At 37.4% G+C, this 17,236-nt stretch carries 14 protein-coding genes; 2 read left to right on the top strand and 12 right to left on the bottom strand.

Annotated features, from left to right (window positions below):
* Positions 1–22: 22 nt before the first annotated feature.
* Positions 23–985 (top strand): hypothetical protein, encoded by a 963-nt coding sequence (locus tag FLEMA_RS0122205; protein WP_044171865.1) that lies wholly within the window; start codon positions 23–25, stop codon positions 983–985.
* A gap of 72 nt (positions 986–1,057) precedes the next feature.
* Here the strand turns inward: FLEMA_RS0122205 and FLEMA_RS69595 are convergent, their stop codons facing one another.
* From FLEMA_RS69595 to FLEMA_RS69570, 7 genes are all read right to left on the bottom strand, one after another.
* Positions 1,058–2,383 (bottom strand): DEAD/DEAH box helicase, encoded by a 1,326-nt coding sequence (locus FLEMA_RS69595; protein WP_044171864.1) that lies wholly within the window; start codon positions 2,381–2,383, stop codon positions 1,058–1,060.
* Positions 2,384–2,553: 170 nt separating this feature from the next.
* Positions 2,554–2,994 (bottom strand): GNAT family N-acetyltransferase, encoded by a 441-nt coding sequence (locus tag FLEMA_RS69590; protein WP_044171863.1) that lies wholly within the window; start codon positions 2,992–2,994, stop codon positions 2,554–2,556.
* 5 nt (positions 2,995–2,999) lie between these two features.
* Positions 3,000–4,385, bottom strand: a complete 1,386-nt coding sequence (locus tag FLEMA_RS69585) for a DNA/RNA non-specific endonuclease (protein ID WP_044171862.1) — start codon at positions 4,383–4,385, stop codon at positions 3,000–3,002.
* A gap of 275 nt (positions 4,386–4,660) precedes the next feature.
* Positions 4,661–6,238 carry a ribonuclease Y gene (gene rny, locus FLEMA_RS69580; protein ID WP_044171861.1) on the bottom strand — a complete coding sequence of 526 codons (1,578 nt, stop codon included), beginning with the start codon at positions 6,236–6,238 and terminating at the stop codon, positions 4,661–4,663.
* A 431-nt stretch (positions 6,239–6,669) separates the two neighbouring features.
* Positions 6,670–6,960, bottom strand: coding sequence for a cell division protein ZapA (locus tag FLEMA_RS69575; protein WP_044171860.1), 291 nt, complete (start codon positions 6,958–6,960; stop codon positions 6,670–6,672).
* A 100-nt stretch (positions 6,961–7,060) separates the two neighbouring features.
* The gene (locus FLEMA_RS0122040) at positions 7,061–7,390 is read right to left on the bottom strand and encodes a hypothetical protein (protein WP_044171859.1); all 330 of its coding nucleotides are present in this window, start codon (positions 7,388–7,390) and stop codon (positions 7,061–7,063) included.
* Positions 7,391–7,577: 187 nt separating this feature from the next.
* Positions 7,578–9,092, bottom strand: a complete 1,515-nt coding sequence (locus tag FLEMA_RS69570) for a lipopolysaccharide biosynthesis protein (RefSeq protein ID WP_044171858.1) — start codon at positions 9,090–9,092, stop codon at positions 7,578–7,580.
* Between the two features lie 175 nt (positions 9,093–9,267).
* Here FLEMA_RS69570 and FLEMA_RS0121990 point away from each other — a divergent pair, with 175 nt between their 5' ends.
* Positions 9,268–9,741: a hypothetical protein gene (locus FLEMA_RS0121990; protein ID WP_044171857.1), complete on the top strand. Its 474-nt coding sequence runs from the start codon at positions 9,268–9,270 to the stop codon at positions 9,739–9,741.
* Between the two features lie 152 nt (positions 9,742–9,893).
* On the opposite strand, the gene FLEMA_RS69565 is transcribed toward FLEMA_RS0121990, so the two are convergent.
* The 5 genes from FLEMA_RS69565 to FLEMA_RS69545 form a co-directional block, all read right to left on the bottom strand.
* On the bottom strand, positions 9,894–10,886 hold the full coding sequence (locus FLEMA_RS69565) for a sterol desaturase family protein (RefSeq protein ID WP_229359437.1): 993 nt from the start codon (positions 10,884–10,886) through the stop codon (positions 9,894–9,896).
* A 205-nt stretch (positions 10,887–11,091) separates the two neighbouring features.
* Entirely contained in the window at positions 11,092–11,925 is an 834-nt protein-coding gene (locus FLEMA_RS69560; RefSeq protein ID WP_044171856.1) for a DUF4249 domain-containing protein, read from the bottom strand.
* A 132-nt stretch (positions 11,926–12,057) separates the two neighbouring features.
* The gene (locus FLEMA_RS69555) at positions 12,058–14,784 is read right to left on the bottom strand and encodes a TonB-dependent receptor (RefSeq protein ID WP_044171855.1); all 2,727 of its coding nucleotides are present in this window, start codon (positions 14,782–14,784) and stop codon (positions 12,058–12,060) included.
* Positions 14,785–15,022: 238 nt separating this feature from the next.
* On the bottom strand, positions 15,023–15,754 hold the full coding sequence (locus tag FLEMA_RS69550; protein WP_044171854.1) for a LytR/AlgR family response regulator transcription factor: 732 nt from the start codon (positions 15,752–15,754) through the stop codon (positions 15,023–15,025).
* A gap of 276 nt (positions 15,755–16,030) precedes the next feature.
* On the bottom strand, positions 16,031–17,068 hold the full coding sequence (locus tag FLEMA_RS69545) for a sensor histidine kinase (protein ID WP_044174746.1): 1,038 nt from the start codon (positions 17,066–17,068) through the stop codon (positions 16,031–16,033).
* Positions 17,069–17,236 lie beyond the last annotated feature (168 nt).

Here is a 17,236-nt window from a genome sequence, read left to right as displayed (position 1 = left end):
ATTTAAAATGAATACTCCCATAATGAAAAAGTCAATTATTATCCTCTTTTCTCTTATCTCTCTTTTCTTTTATGCTTGTAATTCAATTCCAGATGCTGTTTTGCCCGGCCCTAATAATGAATTACCTGCCGCTACTGGTAAGTTGGATGTTTCTTTTACTGATGCTTCGCTCAATGTCAATCCCGAAGTATATGCAGGAAATGGCGATAACGTAACAGTAACGTTATTGATTAAGAAATCGCCAGATGGTGGCAAGCCTCGTGTAGCCCGTATTTATGTAGCCCAGCAAGCCAATTATCGTGGTACTACCGACCAGCCTTTGTTTGAAGTAAAACTCAAAAACGTAGACGAACAAAGCCAAACATTTGAATATACCGTTTCGCCTACTTCGGGCGTTGTATATTTGCATTTTGATGTGCAAGACAACAGTGGATTAATTTCACGAAAAACGCTTAAAATTAATGTTGGTAAAGAAGAACAAATCTCGACATGGTCGGGTGTCGAATTAGGTGCTCAAAGCAACGAATTGGCATCGCGTTTTGCCTCTTCTACAGGCGTACGGTATCAGGTGTGTGATATTGATTCAAACATTAAGTTTGTTGATATTACTTATGCGTCGAGCAAAACTGCCGATAAACCTCAGTTTTTGTCAAATCCAGAAAGAGTAAATCAAGGGTATTCGACTACAGTACCAGCTTCAAATGCCAATTGTGCAGGCTCATCAACAGCAGGAGGTAATCCTACTTATTTCCAAGAAGCTCCGTTTGGTATTGATTTTGATGCGGCCGATAATACTACATTACAAGCCTTGAACATTACGTCGGTTAGTCAGGCTATTTTGATTGAAGAAGGTAAATTGTATATGTATAGAAAAGGCGATGGTGCTAAAATGAAGAAGGGACTAATTCGGGTAAAATCTATTACTAAAGTAGCTAATTTATATACTCAAGGAAAAGTTGTTTTTGATGTGAAAATTCAGAAATAACACAGCAAAGCTTCTTCCCTACAATGAGCTGGCGAAGTAATCAGCCAGCTTATTGTAGGGAAAAAAACGCATCTATTTTCTCGACCTGTTTTCATACGAACGGCCATATTTTTTCTTCATTTCTGCTTGGTGATTTCTCCGCACATTTGTTTTACTATTCTTTTCTGATTTGTCATGATAGGCTAAGCCTCCTGCATTAATATCGGGTAGTTTGGTAATAAACTTCATACCTACTTTCGATACCTCATCCTCTAAAAGGCGTTCTGAAAATACTAAATCTTCTGGCAACTCTAGCAATGGTACTTGCATATTCATCAACGCTTCTACTTGTTCCAAGAACTCTACTTCTTTAGGTGAAACAAACGAAATAGCAATACCGTCTTTGTCGTATCGACCAGTTCTACCAATACGATGAATATAATTTTCGGCAACGTCAGGCATATCAAAGTTGATAACATGTGTTACTTCTTCGATGTCTAACCCACGAGCAATAATATCGGTGGCAATCAATACCTGACAATCTCCAGATTCAAATTGGTTGACCGAATTGAAACGGTGGTTTTGATTTTTATTAGAGTGAATTACATCTACTTTGTTTTTGAGTGTAGGTTGTAATTGTTCAAATAAAGTATCTGCAAGCTTTTTGGTAGCCACAAAAACCAATACCTTGGTCATGCTGCTATCATTTTTTAGCAGAAGGTTCAGTAAATTTACTTTGGTAAAGAAATTGGGTACTTCGTAATACTGCTGAGAAATACTATCAAGAGGTGTACCCGCTGGCTCAGTTTCTACCCGCACGGGGTTATTAAAAAATGTATCTACCAGTTGTTCTACATCGCGTGTTAGCGTAGCCGAAAACAACAAGTTTTGTCTTTTGGCAGGAAGCTTGTCGAAAATAACAGTAAGCTGAGCCCTAAATCCAAGGTTCAACATCTCGTCAAATTCGTCGATAATCAGGCGTTTTACATTTTTAGGTTTTATAGTACCATTCATCAAAAAATCCACCAAACGCCCTGGGGTTGCTACCAAAATATCAACACCCAATAGTATTTCAGCCATTTGTGGCCTTGTGTTGACCCCGCCATAAATACCGACAGTCTTGACACTCATATAGGTTGTTAATTGCTGAACCGACTCCATTACCTGAGCTACTAATTCACGAGTTGGTACAAGAATAATGAGTTGAGGAAGTTTTTCTTTAGAAAACTGAAATTGTCTAAGCGAGGGGAGTAAATAAGCAAAGGTTTTGCCTGTACCTGTTTGGGCAATACCACAAACATCTTTTCCCGACATTACTACCGAAAACACTTTTTCCTGAATTGGAGTTGGAGTAGTAATACCCAAATCAGACAAAGCATTTAGCAAAAATTTATTGAGATTTAATTCTTCGAAAGTCATGATTATGAAAATAAATAAGATACAAAGTTACAGCTTATCTTTATTATTCCCTCAAATATTCTGTTATTGGATCAATTGATTTCTTGAAAATTGTATAAAATATGTAATAAATCTTCTTGAAAATCAATTGATTGTAAAAAAGTATCCTTTGAATAGTCAAATTTGCTTATTTAAGACAAGCTTTTTTGCATTTTCCAATGTTGGATTTGGCCAAAGAGTAAATACGATTCGCTAACAATGCTATAACCTATTGCTTTGTAAAAAGGTAAGGCATTTTCTCGGGCATCTAGTACAATATAGCTTATGCCTTTTTGTAATGCGGCGTTTTCTAGGTACTGCATTAAAATTTTACCAACACCTTTTCCTTGGGCATCTTTTGATACTGCTACACAACGTACTTGTCCTTCTTCTTCCGAGTTTTGTTGAAGCCTTGCAACACCCAATACCTTGCCTGTTGCTTGTTCTACTGCCATGGCGTGTATTACTTGGTGTTCGTCTTTTAATACCTCACTACCTTTGGGTTGTCCCCAAGGTTCACGCAAAACTGTAAAGCGGAGGTCATAATACTGTTCCCACTCTTGGGGCGATTCAGGGGCTTTGATGTATATCATGAGGACTATTGGTTATCAATTTTAGCTTCAATAATTGATTGAATATCGGTAGGTACATCCGACAAAAAGTCAAATCCTGTAAGACGTTCGAGGGCATCTACCGAAACCCGATAGTCTGTCCAACGTGTATTACTTACACTATTATTGTTAGGAATATTTACTGCAATGATACGAGTATCAGCCGAAATTCTGAATAAGTCATCTTGCCCAATAGGCAAAACAACGATTATTTTCCATAGCGAAGCAGGAACAGTCACTTGGTTTTTGTTGCCTATTACTTGGGCTGTACCATTCGAGCCAGTACCACCTTTGCCTGCTGGGCCAGCTATTACATAGAGTTCATAACCTTGTTCGGTTAATTTACGGCCATATTCCTCCAAGCTTTTCCAGACACCACGGTTGTTTTCGGGGGCTTGTGGGGTCATGTTGGTCATCAAAAACGTTTCTTGGTTTTCGGCAACGCTTCCATCTCGGTCGTCGGAAGGGCAGAGGTGTCCTCTGTCAAAACCAGAATCGGTATAGTCACGAGGGCTTATGGCTGCCCAGCCTTGTGGAAGGCTACTGTCGGGCTTAAAATCATTTTGGCGTGGGGTATCGCCTTTCCATGCACTGCTTACATGCCAGCTTACCCAATTGGCCGTACCTTTCGATTTGTTGTACGAAAGAGCATAGGCATTTTTTACCATCAGAAAATTGTTGCTATAACTGGTATTGGCAATGGCATTGCTAGGGTTGCCTAATAATAGGTTGTTGTCTTTTGTAGCAATATTTTTGGGGCTAGGGTTTGGCTTGGGGCTTGGTATAGGAGCTGGATTAGCACTGAGGTAAGTCGAGATACCTATATCGTCGATATTGATTCGGCTAGTGAGGCCATCGGTCTTACGAATTTCAAAGCGGACAGGCTGTTGGATATTGATATTAAAAATATTTTCTTTCAAAAATTTATCTGTAACCGTAATAGTATTACCTATTTTTTGCCAAGAAGAACCTCGGTTAGTCGAAATCCATACTTCGTAATTAGCACTTTTATCGACTTGGTATAAGCCCGACTTGATACGCAATTGATAAATCCCCGAGCTAATATCAAAATTCATTCTGAGTAAACCATTGTCTTTTATTCTGATAGATTTATTCCCAACTTTTGCATCGTTATCGGTGCTTCCCATCATAGCGTTTTCCAGATACCACTCGCCCGAATTGGTTGAAATAAGTCCATTTTCATACTTGTTTTTACTAGCTTGGTCAAAGCCCTCTGGAAAGTTTTGTGCTATTTTGGTACTTACTGTAGTTTTGGTATTGGGTGTTGGGGTGTTGACAGGAGGCGTATAAACCGTGGCACAACCATAAAGTAATACCGATGTCCAAACCAATAATATGAGCTTCTTTAACATAGTCCTGAGTGTGTTGAATCGTGAATGTAAAGATAGTAGTGAATGAATGATTGAAATGTTTCAGAGGTGAGATATTTGCTTTCGGAATGATTAGCCTTTTTCATTGTTGTAAATGCAATATGGTAACCTTATTCTGCAATCAGAAATCTTTAATCCAGTATAATATCTATATACCTCTAGTGTAAAGATAAAAGCCTCAGTAAACGGTGTGTTTATTGAGGCTTTTGAAAATATAGTAGAGGTACAATATGACAACTCAATTGTACCTCGATGAATTATTTAGCATAATTTACGGCACGCATTTCACGAATAACCGTTACTTTGATTTGGCCAGGATATTGCATTTCTTTTTCAATTTTTTGAGAAATATCATAAGAAAGCATACTTGCTTTTTCATCAGAAACATTTTCAGAATCTACTAATACACGCAATTCACGACCAGCCTGAATAGCGTAGCATTTTTGGACACCACTAAAACTTGTAGCAAGTTCTTCTAATTCTTTGAGGCGACGCATATATGATTCCATCATTTCGCGGCGAGCCCCAGGACGAGACCCCGAAATAGCATCACATACCTGAATGATTGGCGAAATCATAGAAGTCATCTCGATTTCGTCGTGGTGAGCTCCAATAGCATTACAAACCTCTGGATTTTCTTTGTATTTTTCGGCCAACTGCATACCCAAAATAGCGTGAGGTAACTCAGCTTCTTCTGGCCATACTTTACCAATATCGTGTAATAAACCCGCACGTTTGGCCAATTTGGCATTTAAGCCCAATTCGGCTGCCATAGTAGCACAAAGCTTGGCTACCTCGCGTGAGTGCTGTAGTAGGTTTTGTCCATACGAAGAGCGGAAACGCATTCTACCCACCATTTTGATAAGTTCTGGGTGAAGCCCATGAATACCCAAATCTATAACAGTGCGTTCGCCAATTTCGATAATCTCTTCGTCGATATTTTTCTTTGTTTTGGCTACTACCTCTTCAATACGAGCAGGGTGAATACGGCCATCTTGTACCAAGCGGTGAAGCGATAAACGAGCGATTTCACGGCGAACAGGGTCAAAGCCTGAAATAATGATGGCTTCTGGGGTATCGTCTACAATAAATTCAACACCCGTTGCTGATTCTAAGGCACGGATATTACGTCCTTCACGACCAATGATTTTACCTTTTACATCGTCCGATTCGATATTGAATACCGATACGCAGTTTTCAATAGCATTTTCAGCAGCAGTACGCTGAATGGTTTCGATAACCACTTTTTTCGCTTCTTTGGTTGCGGTAAGTTTGGCTTCTTCGATGGTATTTTTGATGATAGACGACGCTTTTGTTTCGGCTTCGCCACGAAGGGCATCAATCAATTGTTGACGAGCTTCGTCGGCCGAAAGGCCAGCAATTTTTTCTAATTGAGCTACTTGCGAAGCCAACATTTTTTCAGCTTCCTCACGTTTGCGGTCAGCTTCTTCTAGTTTCTTTTTAAGGTTTTCGTCTTTGGCGGCAACCGACTGGCGTTGGCTATTCAATTCAGACTCCAAACGTTTGCTTTGTTCCATTGATTGTTGGATAGTACGCTCACGTTCTTTGAGTTTTTGTTCGTTTTGAATTAGAATTTGTTTCTTTTTATTGGATTCATCTTCAAATTCCGCTCGGAGTTTCAAGAATTTTTCCTTAGCCTCAAGGATTCTATCTTTCTTGATATTTTCGGCTTGTGATTCGGCATTTTTCACGATGTCGGAAGCTTTGGCTATAGCTTCGTCTTCAAGCTTTTGGGTGTTTTTCGCAAAAATGGCTTTACCCAGAAATATACCTGCCACAAGAGAAACTACAGCGGCAATGATTGGAGTTAGCATTGTTAGATATCGTTTTAGAATCGCTTTTATGTTAATCATTGTTTATAGCCTACTATAGAGCAATGAGAGAATATAAATGGCGAAAGTGAAAAAAAGTACTAAAACAGACCTTTTATGCCGAAGAAGAGAGGAAATGAATGGTAGTTTATTATGGTCATAAAAATGCCTAGAAAGGCCATTTTATGGTATTGTGATTATTTTTTTAAATCAAAATTTGATTTATATCTATTTGTCCAATGTTGGGTACTGGTTCATGGATAATCCCATCAATCAAGGATTCAAAAGTAATATATCACTTCAATAACAAAATAAACTTTATACAAAACAGAAACTTATTCTAATTAACCAACAAACCATGAGCTGGTGATTTTATCAATAAAACATCTATTTGTATTGCATATTTTTAACGAATAACACTTGTAATGTAATGTTTATTTCAGAATAGAATCAACGAGGGAATCCATTTCAGAAATTTTGGTCATTACAGTTTTTTGGAGATCAGAATGTTTGCTATCAAATTTCAGATTGTCAATCGCATAGTCTAAGGCTACAAAAGCCAATAGTTCATACGATTCAGAGAGACCTACTTTTTCTCTTACAAAATCCATTCTTTCATTAATCAACTTTGCTGCCCTGCGTACGTACTCTTCCTCCTCACGACCCACCATTAAATTGAATTCTTTGAGACCTACTTTAATATTGCAAGGTATTTTTTCCGCCATTGGGTTTAGGAATTTAGTAGGAATCAAAAATCAAAAATAACGTATTTCAAGATTTTTTTACCTATAGTTTTGTATTGCTACTATCCAGACACCTATTGATTTAGTTGCTTAGTTGACTAATACATTTTTCTATTTCCAAGATATATTCGTCAAGTTTTTCCTTCAATTCGGCAGTGTTGCCTGCGTTTTTGAGATTGTTCGCTACAATCTTAGTAAATTTATCTGATTTTTTAAAGTTTTTCGACTGTTCGTTTAATTTTTTCTGTAGTTCGTGGTTTTCCCGCTCTGCTTCAATAAGGCTCTTTTTTAAAAGCTCCTTTTCCTTTTGTGCTGCCTTTAATTGCTCTTTCAGGTCGCTATGAGCCATAACCAACTTCCTTAGTTTTACTTCTAAGGAGTCAATAATAGTTCGTATCTGAAATTCAGTCATGGATTGATGAAATTATATGGCAATTACAAAGTTTAAGGTAATGAGCAGAGTGGTATTTTTTTTTACAAACATACCAGATCTAAATCTAATACAAATTTCTTAATTTTCTCTTAAAGTTAGAGCAAATCTAATGCTTTTTTTATTGAGTGGTATATAATTCTCAAGCAATCTTATAGACCATTCGGCTTTATAAGGTTTTTAGTCGGTCTTTCCAGCGTTGAGGCAATACGGTATCTCTCTCTACAATAATCACACCAATTGTATATAATCCTAGTAAGATTAAATGGTAAGGTATTGATAGCCAGAGGTTACTAATGGGTATTTTTAAGGTAAAATAAATTAAAGCTCCTGCTGTAATGATATAACCAAAGGCCGATTTTATTTTGTAGGGTACAGGATAATATTTTTGTCCATAATAATAGCATAGTGCTGTCATGCTAAAGCACGATACAAAAAATGCTATGGCACAGCCCATGTAGCCCATGCGTGGAATCAGTATAATATTGAGTACAGCGGTGACAAGTAAGCCAAAAATAGTGATATATGTACCAAAGTAGGTCTTGTTGTTGAGCTTGAACCAAACCGAAATATTGTAATAAATACCCAAAAATAGATTGGCTAATAACAAAATTGGCACAACACTAACGCCTTCCCAATAAATTTTCTTGCGTAAAAAAAGTACTTTGAGCCAGTCTAAATTCATACAAACGCCTAGCCAAATAAATATACAAACAATCATAAACCATTTGGTGGCTTGTGCTAAGGTTTCTGGAGCATTTTTGTCGGCCGTTTTGGAAAGGAAAAATGGCTCGGCAGCATACCTAAATGCTTGTGTTGACAGGGCCATAAATATAGAAAGCTTGTAGGCATTGCCATAAATTCCAAGGGCGGCTTGTGCTGTTCTGTTGGGATAGAAGTTTTCGGGTAAAAATCGTTCTAATAATATGCGGTCGAATACCTGATTGACCATGCCTGCCAAGCCCATTATCATAATAGGGTATGCGTAAATCCAAAGATCTTTGAAAATCTCTTTGTCGAACTGAAAACGAAAGTCGGCCATTTCTTTACGAAGGAAAATAAAGAATGACGCATTGGCAATAAGGTTAGCCAAGAATATATAGCCTGCCCCAATACTAGGGCTGTATAGTTTTTGGGCAAGAGGTTGTAAGAAAATAAGGTATTCGCCTTCGGCAATTTTTTTGAAACCCAATAGAAATATAACGTTGAGGGCAACATTTAGAAGAATGTTGGAGATTTTGGCAACAACAAATTTTTTGGTTTTTTTCTCTAAACGAAGCCTAGCAAATGGAATCGCAGTAACGGCATCTATCCAAACAATAATGGCTAACCATATTAAATAAATCTCTTTGTTGGGATAGCCCAATTCTTGGATAATGCTACTTGAAAATACAATTAAAATACCCGAAAATAAAGTGCTACTTACCAATAAGGCACTTTGGATAATATTATAAAACTTGTGTTTGTCTTCGGCCGCAAAACGGAAAAAGGCTGTTTCCATGCCGTATGTATAAATAATGTTGGCTACGGCTACATAGCTGTATAGTTTGACATTAACGCCAAGCTCGTCGGGAATAAAAGCCGCTGTGTGAATGAAAACCAATAAAAAATTGATTGACCTACCCAAAATAGTACTAATACCATAAGAGGCTGTTTCTCCAGCCAATTTCTTTAGAACAGACATATTATTAACGAAACATTAGAACCTTTTTGATGATTTGACGAAAGGGATAGCTTGAAGGCAAGCGGAACTTTCCTTTTATAAGGCAGCAAAGTTACAGAGAGTTGATGATTATTTATTGGGAAGCACACATTCTTCTTTTATCTTTGGCTCAATTAATCAGATTTTACCCAAACGTATGAATAAAAAACAATTATTCGGCCTCGCTATTTTTAGCCAAATTATATTTTCTCTGTATTCTTTCAAGGCTCAGGCTCAAGCGGTAAGCTATTATCCTTGGAGTAATATTTTGTCGGTTTCATCAAATCCTACCAAAAGGCTTTGGGTTGATTGTCGTTTTCAATTAAATTCCTTTTCGTCATCGCTCAATACCGAGCCTGCTTTGATGCTCAATGTCTTGAAAGCCGAAAAAGCAGATTTTTATTTGGGAGGTGGCGTAAACTTTGGCTTTGTTGGGGCTATAGTCAATGAAACAGATCTGGTAAAGGGCTATTTTGGGAGTATGGGTACAAGAATATATCCTTTAGAAAAAACACCTCAATTGAGTGTTAATTTCGAGATTTCGCCCTATATCAATAATGCAGAGGGTACAAGCGGTATTATCAGGGCTTGGTTTGGCGTAGGGTATCATTTTGGGGGTCGTAAAAAATAATAGATAGTATTTATAAAAATATGAGCCATCCCAAATTTTGTGATGGAGTAAATGAATGATTATTTTTGAAATTTATCATGAAAAGGGCGGTCGAAATTAGTTTTTCGACCGCCTTTCTAAATTAATAGCACATGAGATGATTCATGTTTTATTTATTCTCGATTCATTGCTTTTTGACGCAGTATTTTAGCGGTTTGTTGTTCGCCATTTGGATGCCACCCAGGCGGCATAAAAATATATTTAATTTTATTGATTCCTCTGGCATTTTTTACATCGTGCCACAAGGCCACATATTCGCCAAAATATACATCCCAAAAATTATGGGCATTCATAGGCCTCGTAATGCCATATTTGACAGGTTCATATACTTTTTCTTCTTGGTATGTCCCAAAAACCCTATCCCAAATATTGATAACAGAACAAAAATTGGTGTCCATATACAAGTCATTACTGGCATGGTGTACTCGGTGATGTGATGGCGTTAGAATGAGTTTTTCCAAAAAACCTAGTCTACCATTTTTGAGGGTTTTTTCGCTGATATGAACAAATGCCCCCCAAATACTATCCAAAATCATGACAAAAAAGAATAATGAAGGTGTTAAGCCCATCAAGGTACAAAAACTAGCAGCAAAGATGTCGGTATAGATATTTTCTAGGTATGCTGTAGTTAAAGTAACAGACGAGGTTATTTCGGTAGCAGAATGATGTACCGCATGGCTACACCAAAGCAACCTGATTTTGTGTGCTGCATAGTGCCTAATAAAGGAGTTTAATTCATAAATAAGGTATCCAAGTGGTACAAAATACCATTTGAAGCTAATATTGAACAAGGCGTAGTTCTTGAATAATGTGATAAAAAATAAAGTAATAGATAGTTTTAGGGTCTTTTCAAGGATACGGTTAATGATAATAATAAGAAAAGGTATTTTGTAAAACTTTTTGTTGAATTGATGGGTAAATAAAAGTAAAACTACTTCGATGACAATAATAATAGGAGCTAAGGGCATCAGTACCGTAAAGATACCGTCGATAGTTTTGAATGCCCGCCAATTACCGTCGTGAATAATGGCCAAAAGACCTTCTAGTCTTAGGAAAATGATAAACTCATGGAGTAAATCTTGGAAGAGTATGGATATATTTTGCACAGTATTAAACTTTATATAGTTGAGTTTTGTGCAAAATAGTTAATATAAAATAAAGTAAGTATGGTTTGTTGACTAGTGTTTTTTTTCTTGTTTATTCGTAGAATATAAGATTCTGTAATTTTAATTATGGATTTGCTATGTATTATTGAGTTTAGTCTCTTGTGAATGTATATTAAATAGGGTTTTATTCATAAGAGACTAAATTTTATCGTTGTTTTACTTCAAAAGAAAGTGTGTCGGCATTTACTCCTGTAAATATACCAAAGCCATTGGCAATGCTAGTAGGAGGGGTACTGATATTTTGTGAGGTAGAGCCTGTACTACGGTATAGTGCTGCATAATCAGCATTGACGTGCATCAAAATAATATTATGCATTCCAAAATACTGAAATTGATTGGGGTTTAGTTGGGTTTGCGTTCCTTGAACAGGCTGGCTTCTGAATCGGCGATTATCGGCAGGAATATTGCTATCGTCGGGCAAAATAATTACAGGGGTTGGGTTGGTTTCGATATTGTCAACTACCACAAAATAATAATCACTTGTGGTATTGTCCCAAGTTAACTTGATTTGTGACTCTCCACCAAAGCCACCACCACCGCTTGGAAATCCTCCTTGGCTTAAATCTACTTGAGTTAAATAAATAGAAGACTGGTCGCTAACAAAACTTTGGGGCTTACTCGGAATAATCGTGCTAGCCGAAACGTGCTTGCCTGAATAGTCGAAGGCCAAAGAATAAGTAATACCTACTTGTAGCTTTACGGTAGAGTCGGACAGATAGTCGCCATTGCCAATAGATTTTAAGGCATAAGTATTGCCTCCGCCCGCAACGGTTACTACCAGGCCGTCGATAGGCTGTTCGGTACTAATACTTTCTTCGCTGTAAGGAATTTCTTTTTTGATATGTACCGAAATCGATTTTCCAGCTACCAAATAGGCTTCTACAACAGGAATGTCGCTTGCCTCGACCGAGCCTTCATTACTACACGACAGTAGTGATGCACCTACCAATAATAAGATGATATATGAGAATATTTTCATGATGTTTTCTACAAAATTTGATAAAAAAATAGGGCTATGTTTTATTGAAGTGTTCGTACAAAATTCGTGTAAGATTTCTGGGCGAATGTTTTTGAACAAAAGTTTTGTATACAAAATAGAACACAAATACTCTTACTTCAGTCGGTAAGTAAATGTCAGGTTGGGCGTAAAGCCTAAGTAATTGACATCGGTTACAGACAAATACTTTTCGTTGGTTTCGGTGTCGGTAATAGTTTGGAATTTTTTGTACCAAACGTTGCTACGGCCATAGACATTAAAAACCGAAAGCCCAATGCTACCGTGTACAAAATTATAAGTAGCGGCAATATCCATGCGGTGCGAAGCAGGCAGTCGGTTGGCATTGGTGGTAGAAGGACTGGTAAAGTCTTTTTCTGTACCATCCAAAAGCTTGATAACATACCCCCCAGTAATAGAGGTATAGGGCTTGCCAGAAGCATAAATCCAAGTAAGAGAAAAATCCCAACGCCCCATTTTATACATATTCACACTTTTGAACTCATGACGAACATCAAAGTTGGAGGGGAAGGTAGTGGCCGAAAACTGAGCAATATTTTTGTCGGATTGGGCCAATGTATAGCCTATCCAGCCAGTATAATCACCAAATTTTTTCTGTAACAAAAAGTCGATACCTTTTACTTTGCCTGTTCCAGTAAAAAAGGTTTCGTCGGCTACCAAACCTCGGCCAATTTGTGGGGCAAAGCGTAAGGTGTATCGGGTGTCGTTCTGAATATCTTTGTAATAGGCTTCCACATCAAAAACATAGTCATCTATTTCGTAGCTACCACCCACAATGTAATGGGTCGATGACGTTACAGGCAAATAACTGTCGTTGGCCAAAAGCCAAAAGCTACGACTTCCATTAGAAATATCTTCACGTTCTACTTGTTTGGCAAACTGGTAATATTGCCCAATAGCTCCTTTGAGTTGAATTTTCTTGGTCAGAGCAAATGTTGCTGATATACGAGGCTCATAGTAGTTTTTCTTGGTAATATCATAATACGTAACTCTCATACTTGGTTTTAGTACAAGTTTGTTATCACCAAACTTGATTTCATCTTGCAAATAGGCCGCCAGCGTATTGCTCTTATCATTTTTGCCTAATACTTCTGTGGTATCGTTTTGGCTGTACGAATATTGTATTTGTAGGTGACTGGCTTGTACACCGAATTCAATCAAATTATGAGCTGATGCACGGTATTCAAAATCAGATTTGAACGATATATCTTTGAGGTCGTTGCTTTCTAGCGAACCAAACTTAATGTTTTGGGTAGTACCATCGGTGCGGGTAATGGAGTTTTGGTTGGTGTTGTCTCGCTTACTATAGTAGTTAGAAAAGCTCATAAGGGTATTGGTATAAAACTTTTCAGACCATTGTCGAGACCATTTAAAACTTGCCCCTGTATTGCCCCAATTAGATACGTCGGTATTGTTGAAGCCTCCCGAACGTGTACCACCAAATGGCAAAGAAAGATTTTGGGAATTATCCAGAAAGTCTTCACCATTATAAATACTAAGCGTAAGATTGTCTTTTTGGGTAGGGCGAAAAGTTACTTTGCCGTTGAGGTCATAAAAATACGACGACACCGTTTGTCCAGATTGGAAACGACGAGCAAATTGTCCACCAAAGCCTCCATTAGAACTATTGGCGGTTTGTTGACTTTTGAACGTATTGAAAATTTTGTTGTACAATGGCCCCGCCCAAGAGTGGCGTGCAGCTACGACAAATGTAATTTTTTTAGAAATAGGGCCTTCCGCCAAAATATTGGCACTTAATAAACTAACATCGGCGGTAGCGTTAAACTCTTTTTGGTTGCCATCTTTGCTGGTAATATCTACTACACTCGACACACGCCCTCCGTATTTGGCTTCAAAGCCTCCTTTAAACAGCCTTACGTCTTTGATGGGGTTGGAGTTGAAAGCACTAAAAAAACCATAAAGGTGGTCGACATAATATACTGTAAAGCCATCGTACAAAACCAAGTTTTGGTCGGGTGTACCACCTCGTACATAAAGCCCCGACGACGATTGGTTGGCGGCACTAATACCTGGCATGAGCTGAAACCCCCTAAATATATCTTTTTCGCCAACATTGGGTAGTTTGGCAATATTCTTGGGTGTCATCATAAACATACCAACGGTTTCGTTGACTTTCATGACTTCTGTTTTTTCGCCCGAAACGACTACTTCATCCAATATTTCGTTGTCGGCCTCAAGTTCAATTTTGAGGTTTGTGGTTGGCGTTTGGGGGTTGAGGTAATACGTAAGCGTTTTGTAGCCAATATAACTAATCACCAAAGCACTGGTGTCGCTCGGAATTTTTTGTAAAGTAAATAGCCCATCAACGTTGGTTTGTACACCTGTTTTGCGTCCTTTTACCGAAATAGACGTAAAAGCAAGCGATTCGCCTGTTTTGGCATCTACGATTTTTCCAGAAATACTAAAATTAGTTTTTTCCGCTTTGCCACGATAGGCCATTTGGGTAACAGCTTTGGCAATAACAACTTTTTGTGTTTTTGGAACAATATGCAAAATACTGTTTTCGTCGACATAAGCCTTGAGGTCTGTTCCTTTGAGGGCATCTTTAAAACCTATTTCGGCCTTTATGTTCTGAAACCAATAACTTATACGGTATTTAGCAATAAGAGTAAGGTCGGCATCGACTTTGAGTCCTGTTTTCTTTTCAAGGTCTTGACAAATTTCATGTAAGGATGTATTGTTATAAAATTCATCTTTAATAGTAATACCTGTTGTGTTGACCGATGTAGGCATTTGTTGTCCCGTACAAACAACCGAAACGCTACAAATTACCATAGTGATTAGTAATAATATTTTTCTCATACCTTCTTTGGGGAGGAAACATTAGGTTTAATAAATGCTTGATTATTCTGATAATATATCAGCATCATTGACCAGCGAAGTATGAGTGTGCGTTGCCACGAGCCTACAGAAAGTCGGCTGAGAAGAAAAGTGTGTAGATGTATACGTGAATTGTGAAGATAAAAATAGGTTATGGCTAAGAATACAAAAAAAAATATCAAGCAAAGAATATACGTCTGCCTGATATTTTTAGGAATAGTTATTGACCTATTCGTTTGAAGAAATCTTCGGAGTAATGCTCGCTTACTGGAATTTGAGCAGAGCCTATTTTGATTTTTAGATTGCGGATAGACTCGATTTTGTCTAATGAAATAATATAAGATTTGTGTATTCTGAAAAAAGCTTGAGACGGTAATTTTTCTTCAATCGCCTTCATGGTCATACGGGTTACGATAGGCTTGTTATTACTTTCTAAATGAATCTTGATATAATCTTTGAGCCCTTCGATATAAGTAATATCAGCTATTTTTATTTTGACCAACGAATAATCGGCATTGACAAACAACGAATCGCTTTCGAGAGGAGGAAGCACCTTGGTCTCATTTTCGATTTGATTGCTTTTGATATGGAGGTTATGCAATTCGTAGGCTTTATTGACAGCCTTCAAAAAACGCTCAAAAGCTACAGGCTTTAATAAGTAGTCTATTACACTTAACTCAAAACCCTCTAGGGCGTATTGCTGATAAGCCGTAATAAAAATTACCATAGGAGGCTCTTTGAAGCTTTGTAAAAACTGAACTCCTGTAATACCAGGCATTTGAATATCAAGAAAAAGTAAATCTATTTTTTCATGTTGAAGGGTTTCAATGGCATCAAAAGCATTTTTACAACGTTTAACCAGATTTAAAAAAGGCACTTTCTTAATGTTATCTTCTAGTAAATCAAGTGCAAGATTTTCGTCATCTACCGCTATGCAGTTTAATTGTATCATAATATATGAGAAGAGTTTGTGTCAACAAATAGGTATTTGTCGATAGATTGAACAGAGGTTTTATTTAATCAAGTGTATTCAAAAATACTTTTGAGTAATACCGATAGCCAAAACACAAAAGTTTGGGCATCCCCCAATGTAAAGTATCTATGTGTATAGGTAGGCTAACAATATTTTGATAGAAATTGTTGCTAATCTAAGTACTCTAATAGATAAAACCTTTCAAGGGCAGTTGGATAAATAACTAACCATAAAGTTTAATAAAATAGGTAGCAATTATGTTTTGATGGTTAAATGTACACTATACCAATCAGAATCTGACAGGATTTGGAGGGTATGCTGATTTGGATAAAGGAGTTCTAAACGGCGACTGACATTGTTTAGGCCAATCCCCGAGGATTGGTCTTTTACTTCTTTGTATTGCGAATTTATTTTATTGCGTACCTCAAAATGAAGCTCGTCGACTTGTATAGCTAGCTTGATATGAATTTCTGGATTCATAATCATACCTACGCCATGCTTAAAGGCATTTTCTACAAACGGAATAATAAGCATTGGCTCTATTAACTGATGGTTTTCAATAATGGGTTTTTGAAAGGTTAAATGCACATCATCGCCAAAACGAATCATCTGTAGGTCGATATAGCCTTGTAAATACTGTACCTCTTTTTCTAACGAAACTTTGGCTCCATCCGACTCATAGAGCATATACCGCATAAGCTCTGAAAGTTTTATGACAACTGGTTCTACTAAATCGGGCTTACGACGCGACAACGATACAATGCTATTCAGTACATTGAACATAAAGTGCGGACTAATCTGCGAACGCAAAAACGATAATTCCGATTTGAGCCGTTCGTTTTCTTGTTCTTTTCTGATTTCTTCTTTTCTCATATTGTCGGCCATAATTCTATAACTAGAACTAATTGCCAGTACAAAGAGGGTTTGAAAAATAGTACCAAGCCTTGGGTAACGTGATACATGCGGGCCAAACAATAGGGCTTTGCAATAGCCATTGATATAAAACAAGGCTGCTATTGTAATAACAATGGCCAATATATATTGCCAAAGCCCTTTTTTATTCAAAAACTTCGGAATTAGAAACTCGCTATTGATATAAAAAAACGGAATGTTGAGCATTCCCAACAATGTAAAATACAATGTAGCATTAGCATTTGGAGCAGGTGGAACTGCACCAACCCGTGGAGGGTCGGGTACTGTTCCCTTCAAAATATAAGGAAGAGCTGCAAAGCATGACCATGCAATAATGTGAATAACTACTTGTTGTATGTTGATGGATTTGCTTGTTTTCACTGCTTTTTTTTTTACAAACTTAAACAAAGTGTTGGTCATCAACAATAAACGAGTTTATGGGTTTGGTATTTGCCGACCAAGTATGTTTTTTGTGAGACCAAAGCCAAGGTGATAGATTCGTGAAAATTCATTTTTTGCAGATTTATCCTTATTTTCGAGAGAAAGAAT

Source organism: Flectobacillus major DSM 103, from assembly GCF_000427405.1.
Taxonomy (GTDB): Bacteria; Bacteroidota; Bacteroidia; order Cytophagales; family Spirosomataceae; genus Flectobacillus; species Flectobacillus major.
The sequence above is the reverse complement of the archived record's forward strand: the minus strand, read 5'-3'. Positions and strand labels throughout refer to the sequence as shown.

What these genes read in the sequence shown, in the direction of transcription:
- FLEMA_RS69570 (WP_044171858.1), bottom strand. Translation starts at nt 9,092, where the DNA reads ATGTCTGTTCTAAAGAAATTGGCTGGAGAAACAGCCTCTTATGGTATT.
- FLEMA_RS69575 (WP_044171860.1), bottom strand. Translation starts at nt 6,960, where the DNA reads ATGGCGGAAAAAATACCTTGCAATATTAAAGTAGGTCTCAAAGAATTC.
- FLEMA_RS69560 (WP_044171856.1), bottom strand. Translation starts at nt 11,925, where the DNA reads ATGAAAATATTCTCATATATCATCTTATTATTGGTAGGTGCATCACTA.
- FLEMA_RS69550 (WP_044171854.1), bottom strand. Translation starts at nt 15,754, where the DNA reads ATGATACAATTAAACTGCATAGCGGTAGATGACGAAAATCTTGCACTT.
- FLEMA_RS69585 (WP_044171862.1), bottom strand. Translation starts at nt 4,385, where the DNA reads ATGTTAAAGAAGCTCATATTATTGGTTTGGACATCGGTATTACTTTAT.
- FLEMA_RS0121990 (WP_044171857.1), top strand. Translation starts at nt 9,268, where the DNA reads ATGAATAAAAAACAATTATTCGGCCTCGCTATTTTTAGCCAAATTATA.
- FLEMA_RS69555 (WP_044171855.1), bottom strand. Translation starts at nt 14,784, where the DNA reads ATGAGAAAAATATTATTACTAATCACTATGGTAATTTGTAGCGTTTCG.
- FLEMA_RS69590 (WP_044171863.1), bottom strand. Translation starts at nt 2,994, where the DNA reads ATGATATACATCAAAGCCCCTGAATCGCCCCAAGAGTGGGAACAGTAT.
- FLEMA_RS0122205 (WP_044171865.1), top strand. Translation starts at nt 23, where the DNA reads ATGAAAAAGTCAATTATTATCCTCTTTTCTCTTATCTCTCTTTTCTTT.
- FLEMA_RS0122040 (WP_044171859.1), bottom strand. Translation starts at nt 7,390, where the DNA reads ATGACTGAATTTCAGATACGAACTATTATTGACTCCTTAGAAGTAAAA.
- rny (WP_044171861.1), bottom strand. Translation starts at nt 6,238, where the DNA reads ATGCTAACTCCAATCATTGCCGCTGTAGTTTCTCTTGTGGCAGGTATA.
- FLEMA_RS69595 (WP_044171864.1), bottom strand. Translation starts at nt 2,383, where the DNA reads ATGACTTTCGAAGAATTAAATCTCAATAAATTTTTGCTAAATGCTTTG.